At 63.6% G+C, this 26,277-nt stretch carries 22 protein-coding genes; 9 read left to right on the top strand and 13 right to left on the bottom strand.

Annotated features, from left to right (window positions below; all coding sequences use genetic code 11):
- Positions 1-15: 15 nt before the first annotated feature.
- Complete coding sequence (locus tag ACO2Q4_RS15530) at positions 16-987, bottom strand: helix-turn-helix transcriptional regulator (protein WP_423320400.1); 972 nt, start codon at positions 985-987, stop codon at positions 16-18.
- Positions 988-1,151: 164 nt separating this feature from the next.
- Between ACO2Q4_RS15530 and cysD the strand changes: the two genes are divergently transcribed.
- The 3 genes from cysD to ACO2Q4_RS15515 all read left to right on the top strand — a co-directional run bounded on the left by cysD (position 1,152) and on the right by ACO2Q4_RS15515 (position 5,892).
- Complete coding sequence (gene cysD, locus ACO2Q4_RS15525; protein WP_423320398.1) at positions 1,152-2,057, top strand: sulfate adenylyltransferase subunit CysD; 906 nt, start codon at positions 1,152-1,154, stop codon at positions 2,055-2,057.
- 48 nt (positions 2,058-2,105) lie between these two features.
- The gene (gene cysN, locus ACO2Q4_RS15520; protein WP_423320397.1) at positions 2,106-4,013 is read left to right on the top strand and encodes a sulfate adenylyltransferase subunit CysN; all 1,908 of its coding nucleotides are present in this window, start codon (positions 2,106-2,108) and stop codon (positions 4,011-4,013) included.
- Between the two features lie 397 nt (positions 4,014-4,410).
- Complete coding sequence (locus ACO2Q4_RS15515; RefSeq protein WP_423320395.1) at positions 4,411-5,892, top strand: nucleobase:cation symporter-2 family protein; 1,482 nt, start codon at positions 4,411-4,413, stop codon at positions 5,890-5,892.
- Positions 5,893-5,941: 49 nt separating this feature from the next.
- On the opposite strand, the gene ACO2Q4_RS15510 is transcribed toward ACO2Q4_RS15515, so the two are convergent.
- Genes ACO2Q4_RS15510 through ACO2Q4_RS15490 form a run of 5 tightly spaced genes read right to left on the bottom strand, consistent with a single transcriptional unit; the run spans position 5,942 to position 11,267 of the window.
- A complete protein-coding gene (locus ACO2Q4_RS15510; protein WP_423320393.1) occupies positions 5,942-6,964 on the bottom strand; it encodes a P1 family peptidase in 1,023 nt (340 codons plus the stop codon).
- 32 nt (positions 6,965-6,996) lie between these two features.
- Complete coding sequence (locus ACO2Q4_RS15505; RefSeq protein WP_423320391.1) at positions 6,997-8,685, bottom strand: dipeptide ABC transporter ATP-binding protein; 1,689 nt, start codon at positions 8,683-8,685, stop codon at positions 6,997-6,999.
- Complete coding sequence (locus tag ACO2Q4_RS15500) at positions 8,682-9,578, bottom strand: ABC transporter permease (RefSeq protein WP_423320389.1); 897 nt, start codon at positions 9,576-9,578, stop codon at positions 8,682-8,684. The genes ACO2Q4_RS15505 and ACO2Q4_RS15500 overlap by 4 nt, the downstream gene beginning before the upstream one ends.
- 1 nt (position 9,579) lies before the next feature.
- On the bottom strand, positions 9,580-10,551 hold the full coding sequence (locus ACO2Q4_RS15495; RefSeq protein ID WP_311759592.1) for an ABC transporter permease: 972 nt from the start codon (positions 10,549-10,551) through the stop codon (positions 9,580-9,582).
- A 14-nt stretch (positions 10,552-10,565) separates the two neighbouring features.
- A complete protein-coding gene (locus ACO2Q4_RS15490; RefSeq protein WP_311759591.1) occupies positions 10,566-11,267 on the bottom strand; it encodes a creatininase family protein in 702 nt (233 codons plus the stop codon).
- 227 nt (positions 11,268-11,494) lie between these two features.
- On the opposite strand from ACO2Q4_RS15490, the gene ACO2Q4_RS15485 reads away from it, so the two are divergent.
- From ACO2Q4_RS15485 to ACO2Q4_RS15465, 5 genes are all read left to right on the top strand, one after another.
- Entirely contained in the window at positions 11,495-12,016 is a 522-nt protein-coding gene (locus ACO2Q4_RS15485; RefSeq protein ID WP_311759590.1) for a MarR family winged helix-turn-helix transcriptional regulator, read from the top strand.
- A 64-nt stretch (positions 12,017-12,080) separates the two neighbouring features.
- Entirely contained in the window at positions 12,081-13,661 is a 1,581-nt protein-coding gene (locus tag ACO2Q4_RS15480; RefSeq protein WP_423320386.1) for an ABC transporter substrate-binding protein, read from the top strand.
- A 111-nt stretch (positions 13,662-13,772) separates the two neighbouring features.
- On the top strand, positions 13,773-14,687 hold the full coding sequence (locus ACO2Q4_RS15475) for a polysaccharide deacetylase family protein (protein ID WP_395133934.1): 915 nt from the start codon (positions 13,773-13,775) through the stop codon (positions 14,685-14,687).
- A 216-nt stretch (positions 14,688-14,903) separates the two neighbouring features.
- A complete protein-coding gene (locus ACO2Q4_RS15470) occupies positions 14,904-16,289 on the top strand; it encodes a glycosyltransferase family 61 protein (protein WP_423320384.1) in 1,386 nt (461 codons plus the stop codon).
- Between the two features lie 29 nt (positions 16,290-16,318).
- On the top strand, positions 16,319-19,408 hold the full coding sequence (locus ACO2Q4_RS15465; protein WP_423320382.1) for a polysaccharide pyruvyl transferase family protein: 3,090 nt from the start codon (positions 16,319-16,321) through the stop codon (positions 19,406-19,408).
- Positions 19,409-19,423: 15 nt separating this feature from the next.
- Here ACO2Q4_RS15465 and ACO2Q4_RS15460 read toward each other — a convergent pair whose 3' ends face one another.
- Both ACO2Q4_RS15460 and ACO2Q4_RS15455 read right to left on the bottom strand, forming a co-directional pair.
- The gene (locus ACO2Q4_RS15460; RefSeq protein ID WP_423320381.1) at positions 19,424-20,146 is read right to left on the bottom strand and encodes a hypothetical protein; all 723 of its coding nucleotides are present in this window, start codon (positions 20,144-20,146) and stop codon (positions 19,424-19,426) included.
- Between the two features lie 30 nt (positions 20,147-20,176).
- Positions 20,177-21,373: a glycosyltransferase family 61 protein gene (locus ACO2Q4_RS15455; protein WP_423320379.1), complete on the bottom strand. Its 1,197-nt coding sequence runs from the start codon at positions 21,371-21,373 to the stop codon at positions 20,177-20,179.
- Between ACO2Q4_RS15455 and ACO2Q4_RS15450 the strand changes: the two genes are divergently transcribed.
- Positions 21,338-21,886 carry a hypothetical protein gene (locus ACO2Q4_RS15450; RefSeq protein WP_423320377.1) on the top strand — a complete coding sequence of 183 codons (549 nt, stop codon included), beginning with the start codon at positions 21,338-21,340 and terminating at the stop codon, positions 21,884-21,886. The genes ACO2Q4_RS15455 and ACO2Q4_RS15450 overlap by 36 nt on opposite strands.
- 318 nt (positions 21,887-22,204) lie before the next feature.
- On the opposite strand, the gene ACO2Q4_RS15445 is transcribed toward ACO2Q4_RS15450, so the two are convergent.
- Genes ACO2Q4_RS15445 through ACO2Q4_RS15425 form a run of 5 tightly spaced genes read right to left on the bottom strand, consistent with a single transcriptional unit; the run spans position 22,205 to position 26,227 of the window.
- Positions 22,205-23,989, bottom strand: a complete 1,785-nt coding sequence (locus tag ACO2Q4_RS15445; RefSeq protein WP_423320375.1) for a PHA/PHB synthase family protein — start codon at positions 23,987-23,989, stop codon at positions 22,205-22,207.
- A gap of 24 nt (positions 23,990-24,013) precedes the next feature.
- Positions 24,014-24,469: a hypothetical protein gene (locus tag ACO2Q4_RS15440; RefSeq protein ID WP_423320373.1), complete on the bottom strand. Its 456-nt coding sequence runs from the start codon at positions 24,467-24,469 to the stop codon at positions 24,014-24,016.
- Between the two features lies 1 nt (position 24,470).
- Entirely contained in the window at positions 24,471-25,130 is a 660-nt protein-coding gene (locus ACO2Q4_RS15435) for a hypothetical protein (RefSeq protein WP_395133925.1), read from the bottom strand.
- Positions 25,127-25,852: a hypothetical protein gene (locus ACO2Q4_RS15430; protein ID WP_311759579.1), complete on the bottom strand. Its 726-nt coding sequence runs from the start codon at positions 25,850-25,852 to the stop codon at positions 25,127-25,129. The genes ACO2Q4_RS15435 and ACO2Q4_RS15430 overlap by 4 nt, the downstream gene beginning before the upstream one ends.
- Positions 25,853-25,861: 9 nt before the next feature.
- Complete coding sequence (locus ACO2Q4_RS15425; protein WP_423320370.1) at positions 25,862-26,227, bottom strand: hypothetical protein; 366 nt, start codon at positions 26,225-26,227, stop codon at positions 25,862-25,864.
- Positions 26,228-26,277: the final 50 nt, after the last annotated feature.

Raw genomic sequence — 26,277 nt, 5'->3', positions numbered from 1 at the left:
CGCCGCGCCCGTCTTTCAGGCGAACCAGATGGCGCTTTGGTGAATCAGCCGGACGACATCGGCCTGACTGTGGACGTTCAGCCGCGCATAGACCTGTTTCGAACAGGACCGCGCGGTCTGGATCGTCCAGCCCAGTTCCTGCGCCGCATCGCCCAGGGTGAAGCCATCGGCCAGAAGCAGGGCCAGCAGCGCCTCGCTTCGGGTCAGGTTGAAGGCGCGCGCGACCTCGTGCACGGGCACCCCGCGTGCCATCCTTTCGCCGCGCAAAAGACCCAAAGGCGTGGGACTGCCTGCCAGCATTGTCGAGGTAACGACCATGTGCAGAAGCGGGCTTTCCGAGATCCGGATCAGCGACGTGCTTCCGGACACGGCCCCTGCCTCGGCGATGGCACCCTGAAAGCGGCGCTCGGCTTCGATGTCGCGGAACTGAAGCCGTCCTTCGGGACCAAGGCGGATGCCCTCGGCCTCGGCGATCAGCCGCTGCGCGCTGTCCGACAGATCCAGCACCTGCCCCCCGGCCGAGAACAGCGCCCAGCCCGTCGCCAGCCGCCCGGCCAGAAAACGGTCGCATTCCGCGCGGGCACGTTCCTGCGCGATGCGCCGCCAGCTTGTCAGCGCCTGCGGCAGAAAGGGCAGCAGTTCGGACAGCTTGACCGCGTCGATGGCGCGAAAGTCACGGTCTAGGCGCTGGATCGCCGCGACTCCGTATTCCCCCGGTTCCATCGGCCATTTCAGCACGCGCAGGAAGCCCGGCCCCGGCGGCTGGCCGGGCAGGTCCAGCTGAGAATAGACCCGGCTGCGGCGCAGTTGCGCCAAGTCCGCGGGCACGGGGGCAGGGGGCTGGCCGATGCTCCAGATCTCGGTTCGGCGGCCATTGCGTTCGATCGCGATGGTGGCGGCGCTGGCCCCGGTGCGGCGCGCCAGCAGCGCAAGAAAGGCGGGCCACAGGTCGGCACGGGGCTGTCGCGCCTCGGGTCCATCGCCCACGGGATAGCCAGAGGCGGCGGCAAAAAGCGCCAGGATCAGGTCTTCGTCGGCGGAAATCTTCCGGTCCTCGTCCAGTTGTCGAATTTACCCCCCATATGGGGGGGCACAGCGCGGGATTGCAACGCTAGATCAGTTTCAATCTTTGTTCTGACCGAGTCTTTCGAATGCACAAGAAAACCCTGACCCACCTGCAGCGCCTTGAGGCCGAAAGCATCCACATCCTGCGCGAAGTCGTCGCCGAGGCGGAAAATCCCGTCATGCTGTACAGCGTCGGCAAAGACAGCGCAGTGATGCTGCATCTTGCGAAGAAGGCATTTTATCCCGCGCCGCCGCCCTTCCCGCTGCTGCATGTCGACACGACCTGGAAGTTCCGGGACATGTATGCGCTGCGCGACAAGGCCGCCAAGCAGGCCGGGATGGAGCTTCTGGTCTATCAGAACCCCGAGGCGGTGGCGAAGGGGATCAATCCCTTCGATCACGGCTCGATGCATACCGACATGTGGAAGACCGAGGGCCTCAAGCAGGCGCTGGACAAATACGGCTTTGACGTCGCCTTCGGCGGCGCCCGCCGCGACGAGGAAAAGTCGCGCGCCAAGGAGCGCGTCTTCTCGTTCCGGTCGGCCAACCACCGCTGGGATCCCAAGAACCAGCGCCCCGAGCTTTGGCGGCTTTACAACGCCCGCAAGGCCAAGGGCGAAAGCGTCCGGGTGTTTCCGATCTCGAACTGGACCGAGCTGGACATCTGGCAATACATCCATCTGGAAGGGATCGAGATTGTCCCGTTGTACTTCTCGGCCCCGCGCCCGACCGTGGAGCGCGACGGCCTGATCCTGATGGTGGATGACGAGCGGTTCCGGCTGGCCGAGGGCGAAACCCCGGTGATGCGGTCGGTCCGTTTCCGCACGCTGGGATGCTATCCGCTGACCGGCGCCGTCGAAAGCGAGGCCCGGACCCTGCCCGAGGTGATTCAGGAAATGCTTCTGACCACCACCTCGGAACGCCAGGGCCGCGCGATCGACCACGACCAGGCCGCCTCGATGGAGAAGAAGAAGCAGGAAGGCTATTTCTAAGCCCTTTTGCCGCCTCTCCCAGCAATTCCACCGAAATCAGGTGACCCCATGACGACCCAAGAACCGATCTACAAGACCGACGCCCTGATCGCCGAGAACATCGACGCCTATCTTGAGGCGCACCAGCACAAGACCATGCTGCGCTTCATCACCTGCGGCTCGGTCGATGACGGCAAATCCACCCTGATCGGGCGGCTGCTTTACGACAGCAAGATGATCTTCGAAGACCAGCTTGCCGCGCTGGAGGCGGACAGCAAGCGCGTCGGCACGCAGGGCCAGGAAATCGACTTCGCGCTGCTGGTCGACGGGCTGGCCGCCGAACGCGAGCAGGGCATCACCATCGACGTGGCCTATCGCTTCTTCGCCACGGAAAAGCGCAAGTTCATCGTCGCGGACACCCCCGGCCACGAACAATATACCCGCAATATGGTCACCGGTGCCTCGACTGCCGATCTGGCCGTGATCCTGATCGACGCGCGCAAGGGCGTGCTGACCCAGACCCGCCGGCACAGCTATCTGGTGAAGCTGCTGGGCATCCGTCACATCGTGCTGGCGGTGAACAAGATGGATCTGGTCGGTTACGATCAGGCCGCCTTCGACAAGATCGTCGCCGATTACCGTCAATTCGCGCAAAGCATCGGCATCGAGGAGTTCACCGCGATCCCGATCTCGGGCTTCAAGGGCGACAACATCACTGCGAGCAGCGAAAACACGCCCTGGTATTCGGGCACCGCGCTGCTGCCGCATCTTGAAACCGTTGATGTCGACGCTACCGCCGATCAGGCCAAGCCGTTCCGGATGCCGGTGCAATGGGTGAACCGCCCGAACCTGGATTTCCGCGGCTTTGCAGGGCTGGTTGCCTCGGGCACGATCCAGCCGGGTGATGCGGTCCGGGTGCTGCCCTCGGGCAAGACCTCGACCATCGCGCGGATCGTTGGGCTGGAAGGCGATCGCGATCTTGCTGTGGCTGGCGAATCCGTCACCCTGACGCTGGCGGACGAAATCGACTGCTCGCGCGGGCAGGTGATCGTCGCGGCCCAGTCGCCGCTGGAGGTTGCCGACCAGTTCGAAAGCACCATCGTCTGGATGGACGAGCACGAGATGGTTCCGGGCAGGGCCTATTGGCTGAAGATCGGGACGCAGACCGTCTCGGCCACGGTCCATGCCCCGAAATACGAGGTGAACGTCAACACGCAGGAACATCTGGCGACCAAGACGCTGGACCTGAACGCCATCGGCGTCGCCAACGTCACCACGGACCGCGAGATTCCGTTCGCCCCATATGACGAGAACCGCGACCTGGGTGGCTTCATCCTGATCGACAAGATGACCAACCACACGGTCGCCGCCGGCTTGATCCACTATGCCCTGCGCCGCGCCCAGAACATCCACTGGCAGGCGACCGATATCGGGCGCGAGCATCATGCCGGGATGAAGCATCAGAAGCCCGCCGTGCTGTGGCTGACCGGCCTGTCCGGTTCGGGCAAGTCGACGATCGCCAATATCGTCGAGAAGAAGCTGGCGCGGATGAACCGCCACACCTTCCTTCTTGACGGCGACAACGTCCGCCACGGTCTGAACAAGGACCTTGGCTTCACCGAGGCCGACCGGATCGAGAACATCCGTCGCGTCGGCGAGGTCGCCAAGCTGATGACCGATGCCGGTCTGATCGTCATCACCGCCTTCATCTCGCCGTTCCGGTCGGAACGCGACATGGTGCGCGGCATGATGCAGCCGGGCGAGTTTATCGAGGTCTTTGTCGATACGCCGCTGGAAGTGGCCGAGCGCCGAGACGTGAAGGGTCTTTATGCCAAGGCGCGTTCGGGCCAGTTGAAGAACTTCACCGGCATCGACTCGCCCTATGAGGCGCCGGACTCGGCCGAGATTCGCATCGACACGACCGCGATGACCCCGGAAGAAGCGGCCGACCTGATCATCGCCCGACTGATCCCCTGATCCCGCAAGGGGGCGCCGGAACCGGTCCGCCGCCCCCTTGCAGACTGACTGGCGTGGCACATGGTGATCCATGTGCCACGCTTTCCCATGACGCGCCGCCCGATGCTGGACATGACCGCGGCGCGCGGGGATAACATGATCCTGCCGGATCCCTGCATTCCTCGCAGCCCATTTGGGCCGTTCCGGATTGTGCCTTATTTCAGATACTTGCAGCGCCCGGCCACGCCCCTGAGACTTACCAGATGCGAGAAGGCTGTTCCGTTGGAAGGCCTAGCCCCCGTATTTTATCCCATCGGTTAAGATAGCTTAAAGCCTAATCGAAAAGTCGTACCCGACCTTTGCCATTATGGTCCGCCCCCTCTGCCGGGGGGATGGCAAAATTGCTGAAAGGGGCGAGATGACTTTGGAAACATTGGAGAATACTGGAGCAGAGGTCGCGACGCGCCCCGAGGACGAGAAGCTCGGCCTTGCTGCCAATCTGGCCTACGGGCTGCAACATATCCTGACCATGTATGGCGGCATCGTCGCCGTCCCGCTGATCGTTGGCCAGGCCGCGGGGCTGAGCCCGGGCGATATCGGGCTGCTGATCACCGCATCGCTTTTCGCGGGGGGCGTGGCGACATTGCTGCAAACGCTGGGCTTGCCCTTCTTCGGCTGCCAGTTGCCGCTGGTGCAAGGCGTGTCCTTTGCCGGTGTCGCGACAATGATCGCGATTGCGGGCAATGGCGGCATTCAGGCGATCCTGGGCTCGGTCATGGCGGCATCGTTCCTGGGCCTGCTGATCGCACCGGTCTTTTCGCGCATCACGCGCTTTTTCCCGCCGCTGGTGGCGGGGATCGTGATCACCACCATCGGCCTGACCCTGATGCCGGTCGCTGGCTCCTGGGCGATGGGCGGCAACCGCAGCGCGCCCGATTTCGGCAGCCCCGCCAATATCCTGCTGGCCGGGATGACGCTGGCCATCGTGCTGCTGCTCAGCAAGGTCGGGAATGCCGCGATCTCGCGTCTGTCGATCCTGCTGGCGCTGGTCTTCGGCACGGTCATTGCCTATGCGACAGGGATGACCGACTTTTCGCAGGTCGGAAGCGGTCCGACCTTTGCGCTGCCGGGCATCTTCCACTTCGGCCTGCCGACCTTCGGAATCGCGGCGACGCTGTCGATGTTCATCGTCATCCTGGTGACGATGGTTGAAACATCGGCCGACATCTTCGCCGTCGGTGAAATCGTCGAGACCAAGGTGGATTCGCACCGGCTGGGCGACGGACTGCGCGCCGACATGCTGTCCAGCATGCTGGCCCCGGTTGTCGGATCCTTCACCCAAAGCGCCTTTGCCCAGAACGTGGGACTGGTCGCCGTCACCGGGGTCAAAAGCCGCTATGTCGTGGCCACGGGCGGGCTGATCCTGGTCGCGCTGGGACTGCTGCCGGTCATGGGGCGCGTGGTCGCGGCCATTCCCAGCCCGGTTCTTGGTGGTGCGGGGATCGTGCTGTTCGGCACCGTCACTGCCAGCGGCATCCGCACCCTCGCGCGGGTCGATTATGCCGGGAACATGAACCTGATCATCGTTGCGACCGCGATCGGCTTCGGAACGATCCCGATCGTCCTGCCGGGCTTCTACGATCAGTTCCCGGCTTGGGTGCAGACCATATTCCATTCGGGCATCAGCTCGTCCGCGCTGATGGCGATCGTGCTGAACGTGCTGTTCAACCACCTGCGGGCCGGCACGCCGACCGAGCCGTCGGTCTTTGGTGCGGCGTCCGAGCGCACGCTGCGCTATGCCGATATCGCCCAGCTTGAGGACGGGGACTACTTCCTGGATGGCAAGCTGTTCGATGCCGCCGGAAACGAGGTCCCGCTGGTCGCGGCCGGCCAGCACTGAACGCAAAAGCGCGCCGGGCGGGCCTTGTGGTCCAGCCCGGCGCAGGCGTTCAGTGCCCGCGCAGCCAGTCCGAAAGCAGCGGACGCGTCAGCCCGCCGGGGCCTGTGACCTCGGTCGCGGTGCAAAGCGCGTTCAGGATCGCTTCCTCGGTGCTTTCGCAGGCGGCGCGGAACAGGTCGTCGATGCGGCTGTCGGACAGGCGCGCAAGCGGGGTCGTGTCGCCTTGAGGGAAATGCGGCACACGGTTTGCGGTGGTGAAGCCCAGCACGATGTCGCCGCTGCCATGCCCCCAGAACGCGCCAAGCCGGGCGATGCCCGCGCCCGCGCGGCGGCAGATCCGTTGCAATTGGCGTTGATCGACCGGTGCGTCCGTCGCCAGGATAACGATGATCGAACCCTTTTCCGGCTGCGGAGCAGTGCGGGGATCGGGCCGGCGTCCGTCGGGCAGCACCAGATCGCCCGCCCGCCCGAAATTCGCCAGCACCAGCGCGCCAAGATGGCAATCCCGCCCGGCAATGGCGATGCGGCGCGAGGCGGTGCCGATCCCGCCCTTGAAGCCAAAGCAGGACATGCCGGTCCCGGCCCCGACCGAGCCTTCGGCCACGTCGACCCCTGCCGCATCCAGCGCCGCCAGCGCGTCCGCCTCGGTCACGGCAAGGGCCTGGATGTCGGACAGCGGGCCGTCATTGCATTCGCAGGCCACGGCGTTCACGGTCGAGGTCTCGCGCCCGATGGCGGGCGTCTCGTCGATGGCGCGGCGGACCAGCGCATTGACGCAGGTACCGACGCCGAAGGTGTTGGTCAGCAGGATCGGAGTTTCCAGCGTGCCGAGTTCCGCCACCTGCACCAGCCCGGCGCTTTTGCCAAAGCCGTTGATGACCTCTACCGCCGCTGTCAGCTTGTCCAGGAACAGGTTGCCCGGCTGCGGCACGATCGCGGTGACGCCGGTATTGACCGTGCCGCGGCGCAGGGTGGTGTGGCCTACTCGGACGCCCGGCACGTCGGTGATCGCGTTTCCTGCGCCGGGGGACATGATCCCCGCTTCAAGTCCGAATTCGCGCGCCCGTGCCATGCAGTCCCTTTCCTTGTCCGACCTGTCCGCCTTCAGGATTCCAGCCGTGGAATCGCCTCCAGCAGCATCCGCGTATAGGGTTGTTCCGGCGCATGGAAGATGCGGGCGGCGGTGCCGGTCTCGACGAATTCGCCATGCCGCATCACCACGACCCGGTCGCACAGGTGATGGACCACCGACAGGTCGTGGCTGATGAACAGCAGCGTCAGGTTCAGGTGCTGACGCAGCTCCATCAGCAGGTTGATGACCTGCGCCTGGATCGACACGTCCAGCGAGGCGACCGGTTCGTCGCAGACCAGCATCTCGGGCTGCATGGCCAGCGCGCGGGCGATCGCGATCCGCTGGCGCTGCCCGCCCGAGAACTGGTGCGGATAGCGGTTTGCCAGCGCCGGGTCGAAGGCCACGGCGCGCAGCCAGCGCTCAACATAGGGGCGCGCCTCGGCACGGGTGCAAAGGCCATGGGCAACCGGCCCCTCGGCCACGGATTGAAAGATCGTCCGCCGCGGATCAAGCGACGCGAAGGGATCCTGAAAGATCATCTGGACCCTTGTGCCATGCTTGCGCTCTCCCTTCATCACAGGTTCGCCGCCGACCAGGACGGTACCAGCGGTGGGCGGGGTGATGCCGCACAGGATCCGTCCCAGCGTCGACTTGCCAGAGCCGGATTCTCCGACGAGGCCAAGGATCTCGCCCCGCGCGATCGTCAGCGAAGCCGACTTGACCGCGTGAACCTGCGGGGGCGCGCCCGCCAGACCCAGCCGCATCGCCAGCCGCCGCAGATTGCCCGGCGGGCGCTGGAACAGCTTGTCGACGCCCCGCGCAGTGACGAAGCCCGGATCGGCAGGCGCGCCGATGGCAGCGACGCGCAGCATCGACGGATCAAGCTGGCCCGCCGCCTCGGTCGCGCCAGAGGCCAGCATCTCCCCCGGCTTCGAGCGTGACGGCAGGGCATCAAGCAGCGCCTGCGTATAGGGATGGGCGGGCGCGTCCAGCACTGTGCGGACCGGTCCTGCCTCGACGATCTGTCCGCGCCGCATGACCGTGATCCGGTCCGCGATCGATGACACTGTCGCAAGATCGTGGCTGATCCAGATCAGCGAGGTGCCCATTTCGGCCACCAGCGCCTTGACCACCTTCAGGATTTCGGCCTGCACCGAGACGTCGAGCGCGGTCGTCGGCTCATCCGCGATCACCAACCGGGGCCGGTGCAGCAGCGCGATGGCAATGGCGACCCGCTGGCGCATGCCGCCCGAGAATTCATGCGGGTATTGGTCGACCTTTTGTTCGGGATCGACAATGCGGACGCGCGCCAAGGCCTCGACGGCGCGGCGGCGGACCTCGGCATCCGAGGCCGCCTCATGCGCGCGGATCGCCATGCCGATCTGGTCGATGATCCGGACCACGGGGTTCAGCGTCATCATCGGGTCCTGGAACACCATCGAGATGTCCTTGCCCCGGATGCCGCGCAGTTCGCGTTCGTCCAGTCCGACCAGTTCGCGCCCGCCAAAGCGGATCGAACTGCCTTGCTCGATTCTGCCGGGCCTGTCGATCAGGCCGATCAGCGAAAACCCGGTGATCGATTTGCCCGAGCCGGATTCGCCGACCAGCCCCATGACCTCGCCCCGCTTCAGCGAAAACGAGATGCCGTCGACCGATTTCACGATACCCCGGTTGGTGTGGAACCATGTGCGCAGGTCACGCACCTCAAGCAGGTCTGTCATTTGCGCAGCCTCGGGTTCAGCTGGTCACGGATCTGGTCGCCGACAAGGTTGATCCCCATGATCAGGATGATCAGTGCCACTCCAGGATAGATCGCGATCCAGTAGCGACCCGACATCAGGTATTGGAAGCCGTTCGCGATCAGCATCCCCAGCGAGGGTTCGGTGGCTGGCAATCCGACGCCGAGGAAGGAGAGCGTCGCCTCAAGCGAGATGGCCGAGGCGACCTGCACCGTCGCGACCACGATCAGGGGCGGCAGGGCATTGGGCAGGATATGGCGGGTGATGACGAACCAGCCGCCCATCGGCACGGACAGCGCGGCCTGAACATAATCCTTCTGCCGCTCGGCCGCGGCGGCACCATGGGCGGTGCGCACGAAATAGGCGTATTGGGCAAAGACCAGCGCTAGGATCAGCTGTTCCTTGCCCTGCCCAAGGATCGCAGCCACGACAAAGGCCAGCAGGATCGCGGGAAAGGACAGCTGGATGTCGACGATGCGCATCACCAGCGCCTCGATCCGGCCCCCGACATAGGCGGCAGAGCAGCCGACCACCGCACCGATGGCGAAGGCGATCGCACCGGCCATCAGGCCCATTTGCAGGCTGATCCGCAACCCATAGACGATGGCGGACAGAAGGTCTCGGCCCTGACTGTCCGTGCCAAGCAGGTGCAGCATCCCGTCGCGCCCGACATAGCCGGGCGGGCGGCGCGCATCGCGCAGCACCAGCGATTTCAGGTCATAGGGGTCCTGCGGCACGATCAGCGGCGCAAAGATCGCGACGAAGACGATCAACGCCACCACGACCAGCGCCACCACGGCGACCTTGCTCCGGCGAAAGTCGCGCCAGAACTGCGCGAGGGGAGAGACCGATCCCGCGGATGATGCGACCGACATCTCAGCGTCCTCCGTGACGCAGGCGGGGATCAAGTGCCGCATAGGCGAGGTCCACGCAAAGGTTGATGACCACGAAGAGCGCCGAGACCAGCATGAGGTAAGCCACCATCACCGGCCGGTCGAGCGAGGTGATCGAATCCACGATCAGCTTGCCAAGGCCGGGCCAGCTGAAGATCGTCTCGGTCACAAGGGCAAAGGCCAGCGTCGAGCCCAGCTCAAGCCCGAAGACCGTGACCAGCGGGATCGAGATCAGCTTCAGCACATGGCGACGCAGGATCACACGCTCCGGGATGCCCGCGGCGCGGGCGAATTTGATCGTGTCGGTCAGCATCACCTCGCGCGTGCCCGAAGCCGCAAGACGGCACATCATCGACAGCTTGAAAAGCGACAGGTTCAGCGCCGGCAGGATCAGATGCGACCAGCCGTCGAGCGTCAGGAAAGAGAAGGGGACGCCGAACAGATCCCTTGTCTCGCCGCGACCGCCTGCGGGCAGGATGCCGAACTGCACTGCAAAGACCATGATCAGCATCAGCCCGATCCAGAAGGTCGGGACCGAGAATCCCAGTACCGACACCGCCATGATCACGCGCGAGACGAGGCTGTCGGGACGATACCCGGCATAGACCCCCAGCGGGATACCCACGGCCGAGGCGAAAAGCACCGCGATCAGTGTCAGTTCCAGCGTCGCGGGCAGCTTTTGCGCGATCAGCGTGCCCACCGGCATGTTGAAGACGAAGGAGCTGCCCAGATCTCCGGTCAGCAGGCGTTGCAGGAAATGCAGGTATTGCTGCCAGATCGGCAGGTCGAAACCATACTGCTGGATCACCTGCTGCCGGATCGCCTGCGTCGCGTCGGGTGAGATCAGCACGTCGACCGGGTTTCCGATCACATAGACGCCCGCGAAGACCAGCACCGACATGACCAGAAGGACGATCAGCGCCTGCGCGAACCGTCGGAAGATGAAGGATGCCATGCCTGCCCCCGCCGTCAGTGCCAGCCGTGTTCGATCTCGTGCCGGGTTTCCTCGACGCCGACCTGCCAGATCGCAAGCATGTCCGCGTCCGGGCGCTGGAAGACGCCGTGATAGTTGCCCTCGGCGATGCGTTCGCGCTTGCGCTGCGCATCCACGCGGGCGACGGCCGCGAAGTCGATGCGGTCCTTGCTGAAACTCGGAACCGGCGCGCCGTCCAGCCGGGTCCAGGGGAAATTCTCCATCCAGCTTGCATGGGATGCGGCGGGGTCGGTTTCCATCACTTTCGCCCAGGTCCGTGGCGCGCGCCACCAGTCGTGCAGTTTCACCGAGGCGTCGGGATGGGCGTTCAGCCATTCGCTGATCAGCGGGTTGACGGGCGAATTGCCGCCATGCCCGTTCACGATCAGGATGCGGCGGAACCCGCCCCGGTGGAGGCTGTCCAGCATGTCCTCGATCACCGCCAGATAGGTGCGCAGCTTCAGCGAAATCGTCCCCGGATAGGCCGCAAAGCTGGAGGCCATGCCATAGGGCAGGCAGGGAAAGACGGGCACGCCCGTGGGCTCGGCCGCCTCAACCGAGATGCGCTCGGCCAGGATCATGTCGGTCGCAAGGCTTAGATAAGCGTGCTGCTCGACCGAGCCGATGGGCAGCACGCAACGGTCGTCTTGGGTCACGCGCGCTTCGACCTGGCCCCAGTTCATGTCCTGAATTCGCATTCTTCCGGTCCCGTTCCTGCTTTGGCGGGCCGCCCCGGACGGCACCGGGCAAGGTGGCCAGGGTCGGTGAATCGCCGTATTTTTGGTTCCATAAGGAACAAATAATATCATTGACGCAAGGTATTTGTTGCCAATAACGTCCCAAACGGAACTTGTGACGCAATCAGGGCATTCTCATGGATGACGAGATAAGGCAGTCGCTTTTTGAAGGAAGGGCGGGCCGGGACATGCCCATCACGGCCGAAGGCATTGCCGAGGACAGCCCGCTTCGTACCCGTCTTTGGGAAAATCCGTGCTGGTTCTCGTACCGGCTGAATTATCTTGCGCTTCACTTCAACAGCCCCGTCTATGGCTTCATCCAGGGACGGCTGGGGCTGCTCAGGCCGGATTTCGTGGTGCTGTGGTCGCTGTATCTGGGCGGACCCTCGACGTTGACCGATCTGGTGCGCTCCTCGGGTTTTCCCAAGAACACGCTGAGCCGCGCCGCAAACAAGGTCTACCGCCTTGGCATGATCGACCGCGAAGGCGATGCCGAGGATCAGCGCCGCGTCACCCTGCACCTGACCGACGAGGGCAGGGCAGGGGTCGAGGCGGTCAAGGCCGAGATGCTGGGGCATGAACGGCTGATGCTGGAACGGCTCAGCCCCGCCGAAAGGCTCTGCCTGTCCGAAATTCTGACCAAGCTGGTCGCGGCTTCGGGGGACTGGCCCCAGTCGCTTGGCAACGAACCGGCCGAGGATGAGCCATGACAGCCCGATGCCAGAACAGACCGGTGCAAAGCCGGCGATACAACCACAACCCAAGAGGGAACCGATGAACCTGAAGCCCATGCTTCGCGCCGCGCTGCTGATGAGCGCGTTTGCCTTGCCCTATTCGGCGATGGCCGCCGATCTGGTGATCGCCACCAAATCCGGCCCGGCCTCGATGGACCCGCATTTCACCGCCACCTCGGCCAATGCCGAGGCGACCAAGCAGGTCTTCGACACCCTGCTGAAATCGGGCAACAACCTGCAGATCGAACCGTCGCTGGCGACCGAATGGAAGCCGATCGACGACACGACCTGGGAATTCAAGCTGCGCGAAGGCGTGAAATTCCATGACGGATCCGATTTCACCGCCGAGGACGTGAAATTCTCGATCGAGCGCATCCCGAACGTGACCGGGCCGAACCCGACCACGATCTATGTCCGTCGTGTGGCCGGGGTCGAGATCGTCGACCCCCATACCATCCGCATCAAGACCAAGGGTCCGGCGCCGACGCTGCCCAACGACCTGATCCGTCTGTTCATCGTGTCCCACACCGCGGCCGCCGATTACTCGACCAAGGAGACCTCGGCCGAGGGGTTCAACTCGGGCAAGGCCACCATCGGAACCGGCCCCTACAAGTTCGTCAGCTGGGCGCCGACGCAGGATCTGGTGCTTGAGAAGTTCGACGGCTACTGGGGTGGGGCACAGCCTTGGGACCACGTCACCCGCAAGGAGATCCCGAACGATGCCGCCCGCGTCGCGCAGCTGAAGGCAGGTCAGGTCGACTTGATCTCGAAGATCCCGGCGACCGATCTTGCCAGCGTCGAACAGGACAGCGCCCTGAAGGTCGAGAAGGCCCCTTCGGTCTTCATCCCCTATCTGGAATTCGACTTCCGCGAGAACTCGCCGCAGGTCTGGGACAATGCGGGCAAGAAGCTTGAAAAGAACCCCTTTGCCGACGCGCGCGTCCGTGAGGCCTTCGATCTGGCGCTGGACCGCGAGACGATCGTCGAATTCGCGCTGGAAGGCATGGGAGAGGTCGCTACCCAGCTCGTGACGCCGAATATTTTCGGCTATAACGACCAGATCCCCGCGCCCACATTCGATGTCGACAAGGCTCGCCAGCTGATGGCCGATGCCGGCTATCCCGAAGGGTTCAAGGTCACGCTGGCCTATGCCAACGACCGGATGCCGACCGAGCTTGGCCCGACCATCGCGCAGATGCTGGCCGCGATCGACGTGACCGTGGACGTGCAGGGCGTGCCCGCCACCGTCTTCAACCCGGCCAAGACGCGCGGCGAATATTCGCTTTATATGGCGTCGTGGGCCACGCTGACGGGCGAGGCGAACTATACCCTGTCCTCGCTGATGCACAGCAACGACCCCGACAAGGGGCTCGGCGCTTTCAACGTGCGCGGCTATGCCAATCCCAAGATGGACCAGCTGATCGAGGCCGCCGCGGCCGAGATGGACGAGGCCAAGCGCAAGTCCCTGCTGGAAGAGGCGAACCTGCTGGTCGCGACCGACCGCCCAGACCTGCCGCTGGCGATCAATGTCTCGGCCTGGGGAATGAAGGCCGACAAGGTCAGCTATGAACCGCGCGCGGACGAAGACACCGTCGCCATGGACGTTCACCCCGCGAAATGATCGCCCGAACCCTGCGCCCCCGCAAACGGGGACGCGCAGGGCACCACGCGCATCTGCCAGCCCGGACCGGAATTTCCGGTCCGGCTTCCCTTTCTGCCGATGGAGAACCCGATGAGCATTGCGCCCGAAACCCCGCCCCATAGCTGGGACGAACCGACCTGGCGTGGCCTGGTGGATTTCGTCCGCGCCGGACGCTCGCTGAAACCGGCGAGCTGGCCGGGTGGGGCACGCTGCGCGGTCGCGTTGAGCTTTGACAGCGACCACGAGACGAACGAGCTGCGTGACGGCGGCAAGTCCATCGGGCGCCTGTCCTGGGGGCAATATGGCAACCGTCGCGGGATCCCCCGCATCCGCGAGGTGCTGGACCGCTTCGGCGCGAAAGCCAGCTTCTTCGTGCCTGGCGTCGCGGCCGAACTTTACCCGGACGAACAGAAATCGCTGGTGGGCGACGGGCATGAGGTCGCGCTGCATGGCTGGATTCACGAGGTAAACACCCAGGTTCCGCCCGAACGCGAGCGCGAGCTGATGCTGCGTGCGGCAGACACGCTTGAGCGGATCACCGGAACCCGCCCGGTCGGGATGCGCACGCCGTCCTGGGATTACAGCCCGGCGACGCTGGCAATCGCCGAAGAGCTGGACTTGGTCTATGACAGCTCGCTTTTCGCCGATGACGACCCCTATGAGATTGTCAGCAGCGGTCGCCCGACCGGCATCGTGGAACTGCCGGTGGAATGGATCCGCGACGACGCGCCCTATTTCATGATGAACCGCTTCGGCGGCCAGCGGCCCTATACGCCTCCGACCGCCGTCCTCGACATCTTCCTGCGTGAATTCGAGGGCGCCTATGCAGAAGGCGGGCTGTTCCTTTTGACCATGCATCCCCATGTCACCGGCTATCGCTCGCGCATCTTCATCCTTGAGGAATTGCTGCGGCGGATCGCGGACAAAGGCGATTGCTGGATCGCGACCCATGCCGACATAGCCCGGCACTGCGCGCGCGAACACGGGATGAAACTCAGGGGCTGACGCAGCTTTCCGACCGCGCGGTGGCTCCGGTCGCCGCGCATTTCCCCGTGGATTGCCCGAAAATTCGCGGGAAGCCTTTTTGTAAAGCAATAATCACATAAACGTGAGCGAATCAGTCGCATTCTGATTATTCTGCGCAGGCAGGGCCGGGTGCCGCGTTGACCCCAGGGTCGTCGCCCGGAACCTCGTCAGTAGTTTAGTCAGTCTGGACGTTTCATGACCTTTGATTTCCGACGTCCCCCCATGGACATTCTGCACATGCCGGCAGTGCATCCCGGCCTGTCCTATGTCGGCGACCCCCCTGACTGGATCATCCGGCCCGCCAAGGCCGCCGCCGTGCGCCTGTTCGCGGGCAGCGACGATCCCGCGCTTTGCGCGCGACAGCACGCGATGCTGGTCCGCCAAGGCCGGATGATGACCGAAAACGTGCTTGAGATCCTGTCGGCTCCGGTGGTCCTTGAAAACGCGCGCTTCGAACGGGGCATGGTGCAGCTTGCCAACCGCTTCTGGTTGAACGGTGCCTCGGGCAGCCGCGTCAGGACGCAATTCGCTACCGCCAATGACGAACGCTGGCGGCTGGAGCGGTTGAACCGCGCCATTCGCCGCACCCGCGCCAAGGGCCCGGCGCGGATCGGCACCCATGACGCGGCCGAGGCCGCGAAACTGGGCGTCGCGATCGAACTGAAGAACGGCTTCAACTATTATCATTTCTCGACCGAGACTCTGGGCTCGCTGGCGCATTTCCTGAACGATGGCTCAACCGCGCCGATCAGAATCCACCTGCCCAGCGGCAAGGTGAAAAGCTTTATCCGCCGCTTTGTGGCCACCATCTTTCCCAGCCTGGCCGACCGCATCACGTTCGAGCGCGCGGCCGGGGATTATGACCGGGTCCGTTCGGTCTATAGTCACCAGCATCTGCTTTACGCGGTGCGCGACCCCATGATCGATGCGGTGCTGGCGGGGGTCGATCCGCGCTGGCCCCCGGTGCTGCGCGACCCCTCCCGCTTCAAGCAGGCGGCGAAATTCACCTATGACAGCAGCCTGCGCCTGCTGCGAGAAGCCGCGCTGGCACAGCTTCCACGCGCAGGGCACTCCTCCACCCCACGGCTGATCTGGATGGGCCGGGACGAAGGGCAGGGCGCCCGCGTCCGCGGGATCGAGGGTCATAAGCCCCTGCTTGAGGAACTGGCGGCGCTTGGCTTTGAACAGGTCGCGTTCGAGCATCTTTCGCCGCTGGAGCAGGTCGCTGCGATGAATGGCGCCGACATCGTGATCGCGCCGCATGGCGCGGGGCTGGCCAATATGATTTATGCCCGGCCCGGCGCGACCGTGATCGAGATCGGCACCCGGCAGACACAACTGCACCGCTGGGGCGATTTCCTGAAATGCGCGCATGTGTCGCGCTGCAACTATGACACGGTCTTTGCCGATATCGAGGGGGTCGATGCAGATGCGCGAGTGCCCGCGATGTCGGACGGGCATCGCGGGATCCGGGTCGGGCGGAATGCGACCGACCGTGTGATCGCGATCGTTGGCGAGGTGCTTGGCCGCGCCTCGGCCCCTCTCGAAGCACCCCAGCACAGAATGACCGGGACGCGCTAGGTCGCGGCCCCAGCCAGCAAGGACAGCAGATGAGCGATGCGAAGATAAGCCCTGAAAAGGCCGAAGAACTGACCGCTGCGGTCATCGAGGCGCTGGCAAGCACTGATCTGGGCCAGCACCTGAAGCGGATCTGGGTCTTTCAGAAACGCTGCCTGGTGGTGGATTTCGCCTATCGCCGGATCGGCTTCGGCTTTGACCTGACCCTTCCCGACGCAGGCGGGCTGTCAGTCGCGCTGGTGCGGCGGGGCAATCCGCAGATGGCGTTTTCGGTGACCGGTGACGACAGCAGGAAGCTGGTCCTGACCACCGGCGCGGACCGGAACGATGCCATCGCGGCACTGGTGGACAGGGCGGGAAAGCTGACCGGGCAGATCGACGCCTTCCGCGCGACGGGCGGGGCGAAGCAGGTGCAGCCAGAGGCGCTCCCCGAACCCAAGCACCGACGCAAGGTCGGCATCCTGACACTGCCACTCAGCAAGAATTACGGCGGCAACCTGCAGGCTCTTGCGTTGATGCAGGTGCTGCGCGACCTGGATTGCGACCCTGTCCTGATCAACCGCCGCTATGCCGCGCAGGGTCCGGCCAAGTCTCCCAAGGACGCGGAAGTCCCGGCGATCACCAACCGGATCGAGATCGAGACGGAGTGCCAGAACAGCGCATTCATCGAACGCCACGTCCTGCCAATCACCCGGACTTTCCGCAACTCGGCCGAGCTTCGCGCCCGGCTGGGGGATTATGGGCTGGACGCGGTCATTGCGGGCAGCGACCAAGTCTGGCGACCGAAATATGCGCGGGGTATTCTGGCCGACTTCTTTCACGGCTATCTGGACCCCGAACGCCGAGACATACGGCGGATCAGCTATGCCGCCTCGTTCGGGGCGGACAGCTGGGAATATGACGAGACGCAAACCCGCGATGCCGCGCGCCGCCTTGCCCTGTTCGATGCCGTCTCGGTCCGCGAAGACAGCGCGGTGGCGCTTTGCCGGGACAATCTGGGGGTCGAGGCGCGCCATGTCCTGGACCCGACCTTGTTGCTGCCGCCCGAGCGCTACCGCAGCCTGTTCGCCGACAGGCTGGACCCTGCGGCGGGCCGCAGGATCACCAGCTATATCCTTGATCCCAACCCGGAAAAATCGCGGCTGGTCGGGGATATCGCCAAACGACTGGCAATGGATGTCAAGCCCGCCACCGGCGGAGGCGACAAGTCGGTCGAAGCGTGGCTGATGGGGTTTTATCAGGCCGATTTCGTGGTTACGGATTCCTTCCACGGGGTAGCATTCTCGATCATCTTCAACAAACCCTTCATCGCTTTTGCCAATCCCAACCGGGGCATGGCGCGCTTCACCTCGATCCTGCGCGCAGTTGGCTTGCAGGACCGGCTGATCGTCGATGCCGCCGCCGCAGATAGCGCTGCGCTTCTCAAGCCGATCGACTGGCTGTCGGTCAACCGACGGTTAGACGGGCTGCGCGAAAGCTCGATCGGGTTCCTGCGCGATGCACTGGTCCCGACCGACGCCCCTGCGCCGAAGCCGCCCAAAGCGCGGCGGGAAACCGTGCCGCCCGACGTGCCACCCCCGACCCGCATGCCGGTGCCCGCGCGTCCACAGGCCCGCATCGCCAGCGCCAATCCCCTGAAGGTGATGTGCACGGGCTGCGGGGTCTGCGTGTCTGAATCGCAGGGCAGTCTGGCCATGACCTGGGACAAGGAAGGGTTCTGGTCGCCTCGCCCTACCGGAAAGCAGATCCCGGCCGAAGCGGTCCGTGTCTGTCCCTTCAACCCGACGCCCGAGGCCGAGGTCAGGGATGAGGATGCCTTGGGCCGGATCTTTCACGGCCGTGCCCCCAACATCCATCCGCGCGGAGGGCATTTCGAGAACAGCTATATCGGGCATAGCAACGCGTTCCGGCCCTCCTCGTCCTCGGGCGGGGTCGCAACCTATGTGTTTCAGCAATTGTTGCGCCGAGACGAGGTCGATTACCTTTACGTGGTTCAGGGTGATGCCGACGGCGGCTATCGTTATGCCGTCTTTCGCGACGAAAAGGCCATCCTGTCGATCTCGAAAACACGCTACTTCCCGGTCACGATGGACGAGCTGTTCCCCATCATCCAGAAGACCCCGGGCCGCGTCGCAGTGTCGGGCGTCGCCTGCTTCGTCAAGGCGATCCGCCTGAAGCAGCATTACCACCCCGAACTGCGCGAACGGATTCGCTTTCTGGTCGGGATCATCTGCGGTGGCCTGAAAAGCCGCCACTATACCGACTTCCTGGCGCAAAGCGCCGGGATCCAGGGCAGCTATACCGATGCGCAATACCGCGTGAAGAACCCCGAAGGAGAGGCCAACGACTATTTCTTTTCGGCCAGCGACCAGACCCTGCGGACGCGACGGATCCGCATGCGGCGGCTGGGCGACATGTGGGGATCGGGTTTGTTCAAGAACAAGGCCTGCGATTTCTGCACTGATGTGCTGACCGAACTGGCCGACATCTCGCTGGGGGATGCTTGGATCCCCGAATACAACCGCGACGGGATGGGGACCAGCGTCGTGGTCACCCGCAACCCGCTGGCGGATCGGATCATCCGGGACGGTATCGCGGCGGGCGAGCTGACGATGGAAACCGCCCCGATCGATCTAGTGCTGCGGTCCCAAAGCGGTGGGCTGAACCACAAGATGAACGCGCTGAAGTTCCGTCTTTGGACCAGCCGCAAATTTACCGACTTGCCGATCCCCGCCTGCCGAACCCGGGTCGAGAAAGAGGTCGCCGCCGCCGACATGCTCGTGCAGGTATTGCGCGAAAGGGTGCGGGCCAACAGCCTGCGCTTCTGGCCCGACAGCGGCAATGCTGCGGTTTTCAACCGACGGATGCGGGCCTCACGCGAGCGGTTGCAGGCGGTGACGACGGCCCGCAAGAAACAATCGCAGGAAATCTATGATGCGCTGCTGGCAGCCTTAGTCCCTGCCTCTGGCCCTGGTCGTGCAGATGTTCCGGCCATCGCCACGATGACGCGCTGGCTGCGGCGCAAGCTGCGCAGCCGAGAGTTGGATCTGGCGATGCTGGAACCGCTGCTGCCCGAAACGCAAAGGACCGGAGTTGCTGCACTGGCCGATGCCGGGACGTAACAACGCCCCGGTCCGCTATCCCACCGGATGCGGGCCTTTCGGCGCCAGTCTGCGCGCTGGAAAGCCCAGTACGCCCGCGTCGATCATGTCGCTGCCCCAATCAGCAAGGAAGGCGTGATCTAGGATGCCGGGCAACGCGCCCGCATCCTTCAGGCGAGCGGCAAGGTTATGGCCCATCCCCTCGATCACGTAATGTTGCGCATTTTCTTGCAGCGGGAATTGCGACCAGTGACGACGTTCCTGCCAGATACTCCCGTTCAGGGTGACGTATTTGGTCGCAAGGTTGAAATATCCGTTCAGGCTGGGATACCACCATTCCCCAATGCGCCGTGCGAAGTAATCCCAGCGATGCTCAGAAGACATCACGCTTGGGCAAACCGAATACTGTGCCCCGGCCGAAACGGTTCGCTCCGCGCGCAAGGGGGTGCTGAACAGGATTGCCAGAAATCCTCCCATGCTTGTTCCCAGAGTGAAGACAGGTCGCCCGTCGGCCAGGTCAAGAATACAAGAAGCGATCGCGGGAATGTTCAAGCCATTCCCCCAGGTCCGGTTTTTGTCGATGACGGAAACGGCAGCGCCATAACGCGATGCCGATCCGATGAATTGCGGAACCGGAATTCCTTTCGGAATACGACCTCGCCCGACGCCCGCAAAGGTGACGACGATCCGCTCCGCCGTTGGCAAGGCCGCCCGGTCGATTTCGACCCGGCAGCCGTCATCGTCGATCAGGATGTCCATCGTGACCTTTCGGAAGGGTGTTGCGGAGTTTTACTTCCGGTATCCTTCGGGAACCTGCATCAGCGTTGCGCCGCTGACATCCTGTGCCGAGCGCATCCAGCGGAAATTGCGGAATGCATGCCTCATCCCGACTTCTGGCGCGGCGGCGCCATCTGAATTCGTGGCCTGCGATATTTCAAGGTAACGGTCCCAAAGATCGGCGCGGAACGGTGCAATATCTATCCCCCGGGAAAGGTGGCGCATGGCTTTTTCGGGCTTGTTCTGCATCATGCAGGCTTCAGCCGCGACAAGGCAAATTTCTGCACAACCTTTAAGATAGGCGGGGCATTTTTCGACAAAGGATTTCACAATATCTGGACGGGATTCCCGCAGTGCATTTTTGATGTGCATCAACGTGCCTTTATAGGCATGGACATCGGTGATGATGGATACCAGCCCCTCAAGCCGATCCAGCGCAAACTTCGTCAGGTGAATCCCGGCATGACCGGCTTCCTCCATCTTCGGCGTCCCGTCAGCGCCATTTGTTGCGTGATCGGCAAAGAAATGCAGATAGCGCGCGCCGGAGACTGCCGCATGCATGTTGAAATCACCGAAACGATGGCGCGCAGTTTGCAGATGGCTCAACTCGATAAACCATGCGCCCGGCCGGGCATACATCATGTTGGCAAAGCCAGCGCCATGCGCCGACAGGAAGATATCGGCATCCCGGCACAGGTCGATCTGTTCGCGAGGGGACAGGTCTTCAAGATATATCTTCTTGAAATCATGCCTTGAAAGCATTTCTTCCAGTCTGTCTTCGCCCTTCAGTTCGCGGTCCTTGCCCGCGCCGGGTCGACGCGAGACGTAAAGCCGCGCGCCCGGTTGCTTTGGTGTGGAATGCGCCAAAGCATTCAGGCGGTGCCTGTCGATATATTCGTCGCGGCTGTTGTTGTAGATCCGCTTGTAATTTGCGATCGAGGGCGGGCGCAGCGCACCATCTTGTTCAAGCTTGGCGAAACGGGCCTTGGTCTCGATATCTTCGATGACCTCTGGCGTCGCCTGATGATACAGGTGATTGGTGTTGAAGGGAATGATCGCGCGCTTGAACGTGACCTTGCCCGAGACATATTTCACTCGATCCACAAGATCCGGATAAAGATCACCGATCAGTCTGCCGATGAAGCCCTTGATCTCATCGCTGCTGGAGATCAGGTGAATTTCACCGGTCAGCCCATAATCCCGATACATCTGAAAATAGATCAGGGATTCCGTCGTGAAGTGGTAGAAATTGAAAAAGTTTCGGCATTCGATCACGAAGGGCAGGGCGCGGTCAATCTCGGCCATTTCGCTAGTCGCGGCGGCGTCATTGGCGGCATGTCGCGATACCGTCTCTGCCATGATGCGCCTGTCGACCTCCTCTCCCGGAAGGTTCTTGGCCAACTTCATCCTGACGCGCAATGCAGATGCGCCCGCCAGAAGGATGCGATCATTCACCATCGGAACTTTACCGACATAGCGGAAATTTTCGACGATAATTGGAAAAGACCGAAAGACGACGCATTTCCGCGCCCTTTTTTCGTCCCGATAGTTGCGGATGAACTTGTAAAGGCCAAGTCTTTGCTGCTGGTTGTTTGTCGCAACCACGGCGCCAAGCCAGGCGGCATCTTCGTATCTCGGGTGCAGATCACCATCGCGCAACGCAGCGACGCTGTCCCTGCCGACGTCGAAAAACGAAATCCTGCTTGCATCCTTGAACATTAGCCCTCGTTATCTCCGGCTTGCATGACCGGACTGTACCCTACTGAAGGATTGGCCGGAAACGCCCCGGCCGATCCGCGTAACAGAAGCCGTCTTCTGCGACAGGCAAAGCAGGGCTGGGGACATTGACATCAACTGTGCCCGTTTTTTCCGCAACTACTGGCCTGCCTGGACTTTCTTTCCTTTCCCGCCCCGAAACCCGGAATTCTCGAATCGTAATGTACCATTTCGATTGATAGCCGAATTATCACGCGGGATCGCAGCGGGAATTGCAGCCCGCTTGCCGCTATCCGCGGTCCGGCTTCGCCTGCCTTCCAGACCCTATGGCAGCATCCGTTCCTGCACATAGCGCCCCGGCGCGGGACAAAGCGGCGGGAATTCGGCCGAGCCCAGTGCGGCGGGGGCGGGGCGTTCCTCGCTTGCGTGGCCGCGCAGCCATGCCGTCCAGTCCACCCACCAGGTGCCGGGGCGGCGCTCTGCCTCAAGCAGCCAGCGGTCCGGATCGGGTGGATGGTCGTCGTTCACGAAATACTCGGTATTGGCCAGATTTGGTGGGCGCAGGATGCTTTGCACATGACCGCTGGTGGACAACACGAAGCGGTTCTGCCCGCCGAAGGCGTCCACCGCGCGATAGATGCCGCGCCAGGGCATCAGGTAATCCTCAAGCCCGCCGACGAAATAGGTCGGCACCCGCACCAGTCCGTAATCGATCGGGCGGTCGAACAGGATCTGGCGGCCGGGGGTGCGGAAGACATCCCACAGGAAGACGTCGATGAAATCGGAATGCAGCCGTGCCGGCACCCGTGTCGGGTCATTGTCCCAATACAGCACATCCAGCGGCGGCGGCTGTCGCCCCAGAAGGTTGTTGTTGACCCAGAAGCTCCAGACCAGATCCTCGGGCCGCAGCCAGACGAACAGATGCGACAGGTCCAGCCCGTCCATCGTCCCCTCGGCCTCGGAAATGCGGCGGGCGAGTTCCAAATTCCCGGCGGTGGTGAACGCCTCAAGAATCGAGCCGTTGCCGGGGTAAAGCGCCGTGACCAGCAACGAATGGCTGGCGACCAGCGGTGCATTCACCTGCGCCAGATGCCCCAGCAGCGAAATCGCCGTCAGCCCACCCGCGCAGGCCGAAATCAGGTTGACCTTGTCCGCGCCGGTCGCCACGCGGATGGCCCCGATGGCCTGCAGGATCGCGGTCAGATAGGTCTCGATCCCCCAAAGCGCGGATTCGGGGCCGGGGTTCTTCCAGCTTATCGTAAAGACCTGGAACCCCTGCGAGACAAGATAGCCCAGCACGCTGTTCTGCGGCTTCAGGTCAAAGGCGTAATACTTGTTGATCTGGGGCGGGATCAGCAGCACCGGGCGCATATGGACGCGGTCGGTCTGTGGGGCATACTGGATCAGTTCAAGCTGTTCGTTGCGAAAGATCACCGCACCGGGTGTCATCGCCAGCGTCTCACCCAGGCGATAGGCACCGGGGCGGATCTGGCGTGGCATGCCGCGATTGGCCTGCAGATCCAGCGCGAAGTTCTTCAGCCCCTGCACTGCCGAGCGGCCCGCGCTCGACTCGGCCCGCTTGATGGCCGAGGGGTGGATCGGCAGGTTGGTGGGCGACAGGGCGGCCTTCATCTGGTCCAGCACGAACTGGATGCGCAGGCGGTCGGCCGCTTCGATGGGTTGCGCGTCCAACCAGTCCTGCACATGACTGTTCCAGGCGAAGTAAATCTGCATCAGCCCGCGCAGGACAGGGCTTTCACGCCACAACGGGTCGCGGAAGCGGCGGTCCTTGGGGCTGGGTTCAAAGACGGCATCACCGGACTGCTGCAGGATTGCGACGGCGTCGCCCGCAAAGGCGGACAGGTGCCGGGCCAGCATGTCGGAATCGTCCAGCGCCAGCGTCACGATATGGGCAAGGGTTTCAAGAAAGCCCTTGCCCGTCGCCGCTTCGGGGGCGGCATCCTGCCGTGGCGGACTGGACAGCACATCCGAGGCGACGCGCAGCAGCCGCGTCAGCTTGTCGACCGGATTGCGACCGCCCGAAAGCATCTCCTCGATGATGTCCGACAGGTCGCGATCGCGCAGCCCGCCTTCGTCCGCGTCTTCCATCGGCAGACCTCAAAAGCCGGCACGTCAGTCTGGTAGTTTGCGCAGCACGAAATCCGTCAACCTGTGATCCATCTCGGGGATCAGGACGGTGCCGATGTAATCCTTGCCGCTTTCCGTCTTGGGCCCGATCCGGGCCAGGATGCGGACGATGATCTCTTCGGCGGCATTGTCCAAGGCCAGCCGCTCTGGCTCGACACTGACCTTGGTATCGGCAAAATCGCCGCTGACCGAAACCGTCACCGTGCCCTTCATCGCGCCGCGGTTGCCGATGGCAAAGGCCGCGTTCGCCGTCTCTCCGGTCCGGCCCGCCAGCAGCAGCGGTGGGCGCTGCGTTTCGGGTTCGGGCGCCCCGTTCCCTTCGGTCAGGGCAGAGGTGAAGGCGCGGACATATTCGCGCCCCAGGTTCAGCAGTTCGGCCGAGTATTTCAGGTTCACCGCCGAGGCACCGCGGATCGTCTCGCTTAGCTTTCTGTCGGCCATCTCAACCTCCCACCCTGCCAGCTTCCGAGGGGCAGGGCCGCAGGATATGGAAATGGTCGTACCAGTGCAGTTCATAATTCGGATCGTCGCTGACGCAGACGCAATGGCAGCAGGGCTTGGTCGCCTTGTCGTCGCGGCAGACGATCCAGCGCAGGTAGTGATCTGCGCAACCCCGGACCCAGATCAGCAGGTCCAGGTCGTCGCATTCGCAGCAGCTTTGCCGCCGGTCCGGGTTGCGGTCGTCCTTGGGCATAACCACCCGGACCGACACCGTCCGACGCTCCTTCGGACCCAGCGTGAACGAACGATCCTGCGGGTCGATCTGAACCGTCCCCGCATCCTCGCCCGCGGCAAGAACTTCGTATTTGTGGGGGCGGAAATCGCCATTCGTCACATGCAGGCAGACCTCACCCTGGGCCCCGGTGGCAAGGCGGCATTTCACCTCGCCGACGGCGCGCGGCATCCAACAGGGTTCGGGGATGTCGCAGCAGCACTCGCCCTTGGGCAGGCCCAGTCCCTTGGCCCCGTCCGCCAGCAGCGCGCCGCCCGCGACCAACGCCTTGATCAGTTCGCGGCCAAGGCCCAGCTGCGCCGCGATAAGATCGCCAAGTGCGGAATCGACCCCGCTGATATCCATGTCTGGTTTGCATTTGGAGGTCATTTGACAGCTCCGTTGATGACGGTCACGGTAATGGGCAGGTCGGCGAATTCGGTGCTGGCGACCCCGTGGTAGCGATGGCCGGGTCGCAGCGTCGGGCCGATCTCCAGCGCGAAATCGGCCGCGAATGAGGTGCCGGGGGCATGGGGGCCATAGCCCCGCGTCACCGCAAGCTTCAGGATGCCGCTATGCGCCTCGCGCAGCTTGCCGTGGAAGGTCTCGACAAAGGCGTCGATCCCCTTGATCGGGCGGACGTAAGAGGCGGCAAAGGCCGTCTCCAGCCCGTCATCGTCGAAAAGCCCGATCGCAAATGCGCGCGGCAAGGTGATTTCGGTATTGCCGTCATTCGCAAGGGCCAGCGTCGCCATTGGGGTCGCCCCCTGCGGACCGGAAAACGCCAGCTCACCCGCCAGCAGCGATACGCGAGTTTCCGGCAGCACCCGTGCAACAAAGGGCAGGGTCGCCTTGTCCGCGCCGATCGCTCCTTCATAGGCGCCCGGTGGCGTTCGGGCATCAAGGCGCAGGCGCAGCCGCGCCGCGCCGCGCCGGCCCTCGGGGCTGAATCTCAGCGCCGGGGGACCGTCCGCGGGCATGAACCGCGTGACCGGGCCCGAAACTTCGGCCCCGGCTCCAATCTGCGGGATGGTCCCGACCGCGATCAGGCGGCGTGGCGGTCCCACGAACTCCAGCGAGGCTACAGGGGTGCTGACAGCGCGCTTGGCCATGGCACGATCCTAGCCCACGGGGACCGGATCGACCGGATCCGGTCTGGTCAGCCGCTGCGGCGGCGGCTCGCATGGATAGGGCACATAGGGTTCGGTGATGAATTGCCCCTGGCCGCAAAGCGACACGCAGGCAATCTCGCGCCCGAACAGCCTGAATCCTACCTTGTAGTTCAGCGGAAGATGTCCGCGGATCGCGGGAATCTCCTTGATGCGCAGCGACAGGTCGATCGGGCGGATCTCGATCGGGGCAAGTTCTTTTACCCGCATCGTGAAATCCGTGGGAATGTCGATTCTGTAGCTGGTCGGAATATCGAGATCGAGGCCGCCGTCAACATCGATCCCAAAGGTGAATTTGGATGGAATCTTGACGCTCATGGGGAAACCCATCCCATAGAACAATGAGCTTTTCTACCACGAACCGGGGT

It is taken from the genome of Paracoccus sp. KR1-242 (assembly GCF_049446195.1).
Classification (GTDB): Bacteria; Pseudomonadota; Alphaproteobacteria; order Rhodobacterales; family Rhodobacteraceae; genus Paracoccus; species Paracoccus broussonetiae.
Note: the sequence above shows the minus strand (reverse complement) of the source record. Positions and strands in the feature narration are given on the sequence as shown.

Bases quoted from the DNA above. Each gene is read 5' to 3' on its own strand.
- cysD (WP_423320398.1), top strand. From the start codon at position 1,152: ATGCACAAGAAAACCCTGACCCACCTGCAGCGCCTTGAGGCCGAAAGC.
- cysN (WP_423320397.1), top strand. From the start codon at position 2,106: ATGACGACCCAAGAACCGATCTACAAGACCGACGCCCTGATCGCCGAG.
- ACO2Q4_RS15515 (WP_423320395.1), top strand. From the start codon at position 4,411: ATGACTTTGGAAACATTGGAGAATACTGGAGCAGAGGTCGCGACGCGC.
- ACO2Q4_RS15510 (WP_423320393.1), bottom strand. From the start codon at position 6,964: ATGGCACGGGCGCGCGAATTCGGACTTGAAGCGGGGATCATGTCCCCC.
- ACO2Q4_RS15505 (WP_423320391.1), bottom strand. From the start codon at position 8,685: ATGACAGACCTGCTTGAGGTGCGTGACCTGCGCACATGGTTCCACACC.
- ACO2Q4_RS15500 (WP_423320389.1), bottom strand. From the start codon at position 9,578: ATGTCGGTCGCATCATCCGCGGGATCGGTCTCTCCCCTCGCGCAGTTC.
- ACO2Q4_RS15495 (WP_311759592.1), bottom strand. From the start codon at position 10,551: ATGGCATCCTTCATCTTCCGACGGTTCGCGCAGGCGCTGATCGTCCTT.
- ACO2Q4_RS15490 (WP_311759591.1), bottom strand. From the start codon at position 11,267: ATGCGAATTCAGGACATGAACTGGGGCCAGGTCGAAGCGCGCGTGACC.
- ACO2Q4_RS15485 (WP_311759590.1), top strand. From the start codon at position 11,495: ATGCCCATCACGGCCGAAGGCATTGCCGAGGACAGCCCGCTTCGTACC.
- ACO2Q4_RS15480 (WP_423320386.1), top strand. From the start codon at position 12,081: ATGAACCTGAAGCCCATGCTTCGCGCCGCGCTGCTGATGAGCGCGTTT.
- ACO2Q4_RS15475 (WP_395133934.1), top strand. From the start codon at position 13,773: ATGAGCATTGCGCCCGAAACCCCGCCCCATAGCTGGGACGAACCGACC.
- ACO2Q4_RS15470 (WP_423320384.1), top strand. From the start codon at position 14,904: ATGACCTTTGATTTCCGACGTCCCCCCATGGACATTCTGCACATGCCG.
- ACO2Q4_RS15465 (WP_423320382.1), top strand. From the start codon at position 16,319: ATGAGCGATGCGAAGATAAGCCCTGAAAAGGCCGAAGAACTGACCGCT.
- ACO2Q4_RS15460 (WP_423320381.1), bottom strand. From the start codon at position 20,146: ATGGACATCCTGATCGACGATGACGGCTGCCGGGTCGAAATCGACCGG.
- ACO2Q4_RS15455 (WP_423320379.1), bottom strand. From the start codon at position 21,373: ATGTATCGGGATTATGGGCTGACCGGTGAAATTCACCTGATCTCCAGC.
- ACO2Q4_RS15445 (WP_423320375.1), bottom strand. From the start codon at position 23,989: ATGGAAGACGCGGACGAAGGCGGGCTGCGCGATCGCGACCTGTCGGAC.
- ACO2Q4_RS15440 (WP_423320373.1), bottom strand. From the start codon at position 24,469: ATGGCCGACAGAAAGCTAAGCGAGACGATCCGCGGTGCCTCGGCGGTG.
- ACO2Q4_RS15435 (WP_395133925.1), bottom strand. From the start codon at position 25,130: ATGACCTCCAAATGCAAACCAGACATGGATATCAGCGGGGTCGATTCC.
- ACO2Q4_RS15430 (WP_311759579.1), bottom strand. From the start codon at position 25,852: ATGGCCAAGCGCGCTGTCAGCACCCCTGTAGCCTCGCTGGAGTTCGTG.
- ACO2Q4_RS15425 (WP_423320370.1), bottom strand. From the start codon at position 26,227: ATGAGCGTCAAGATTCCATCCAAATTCACCTTTGGGATCGATGTTGAC.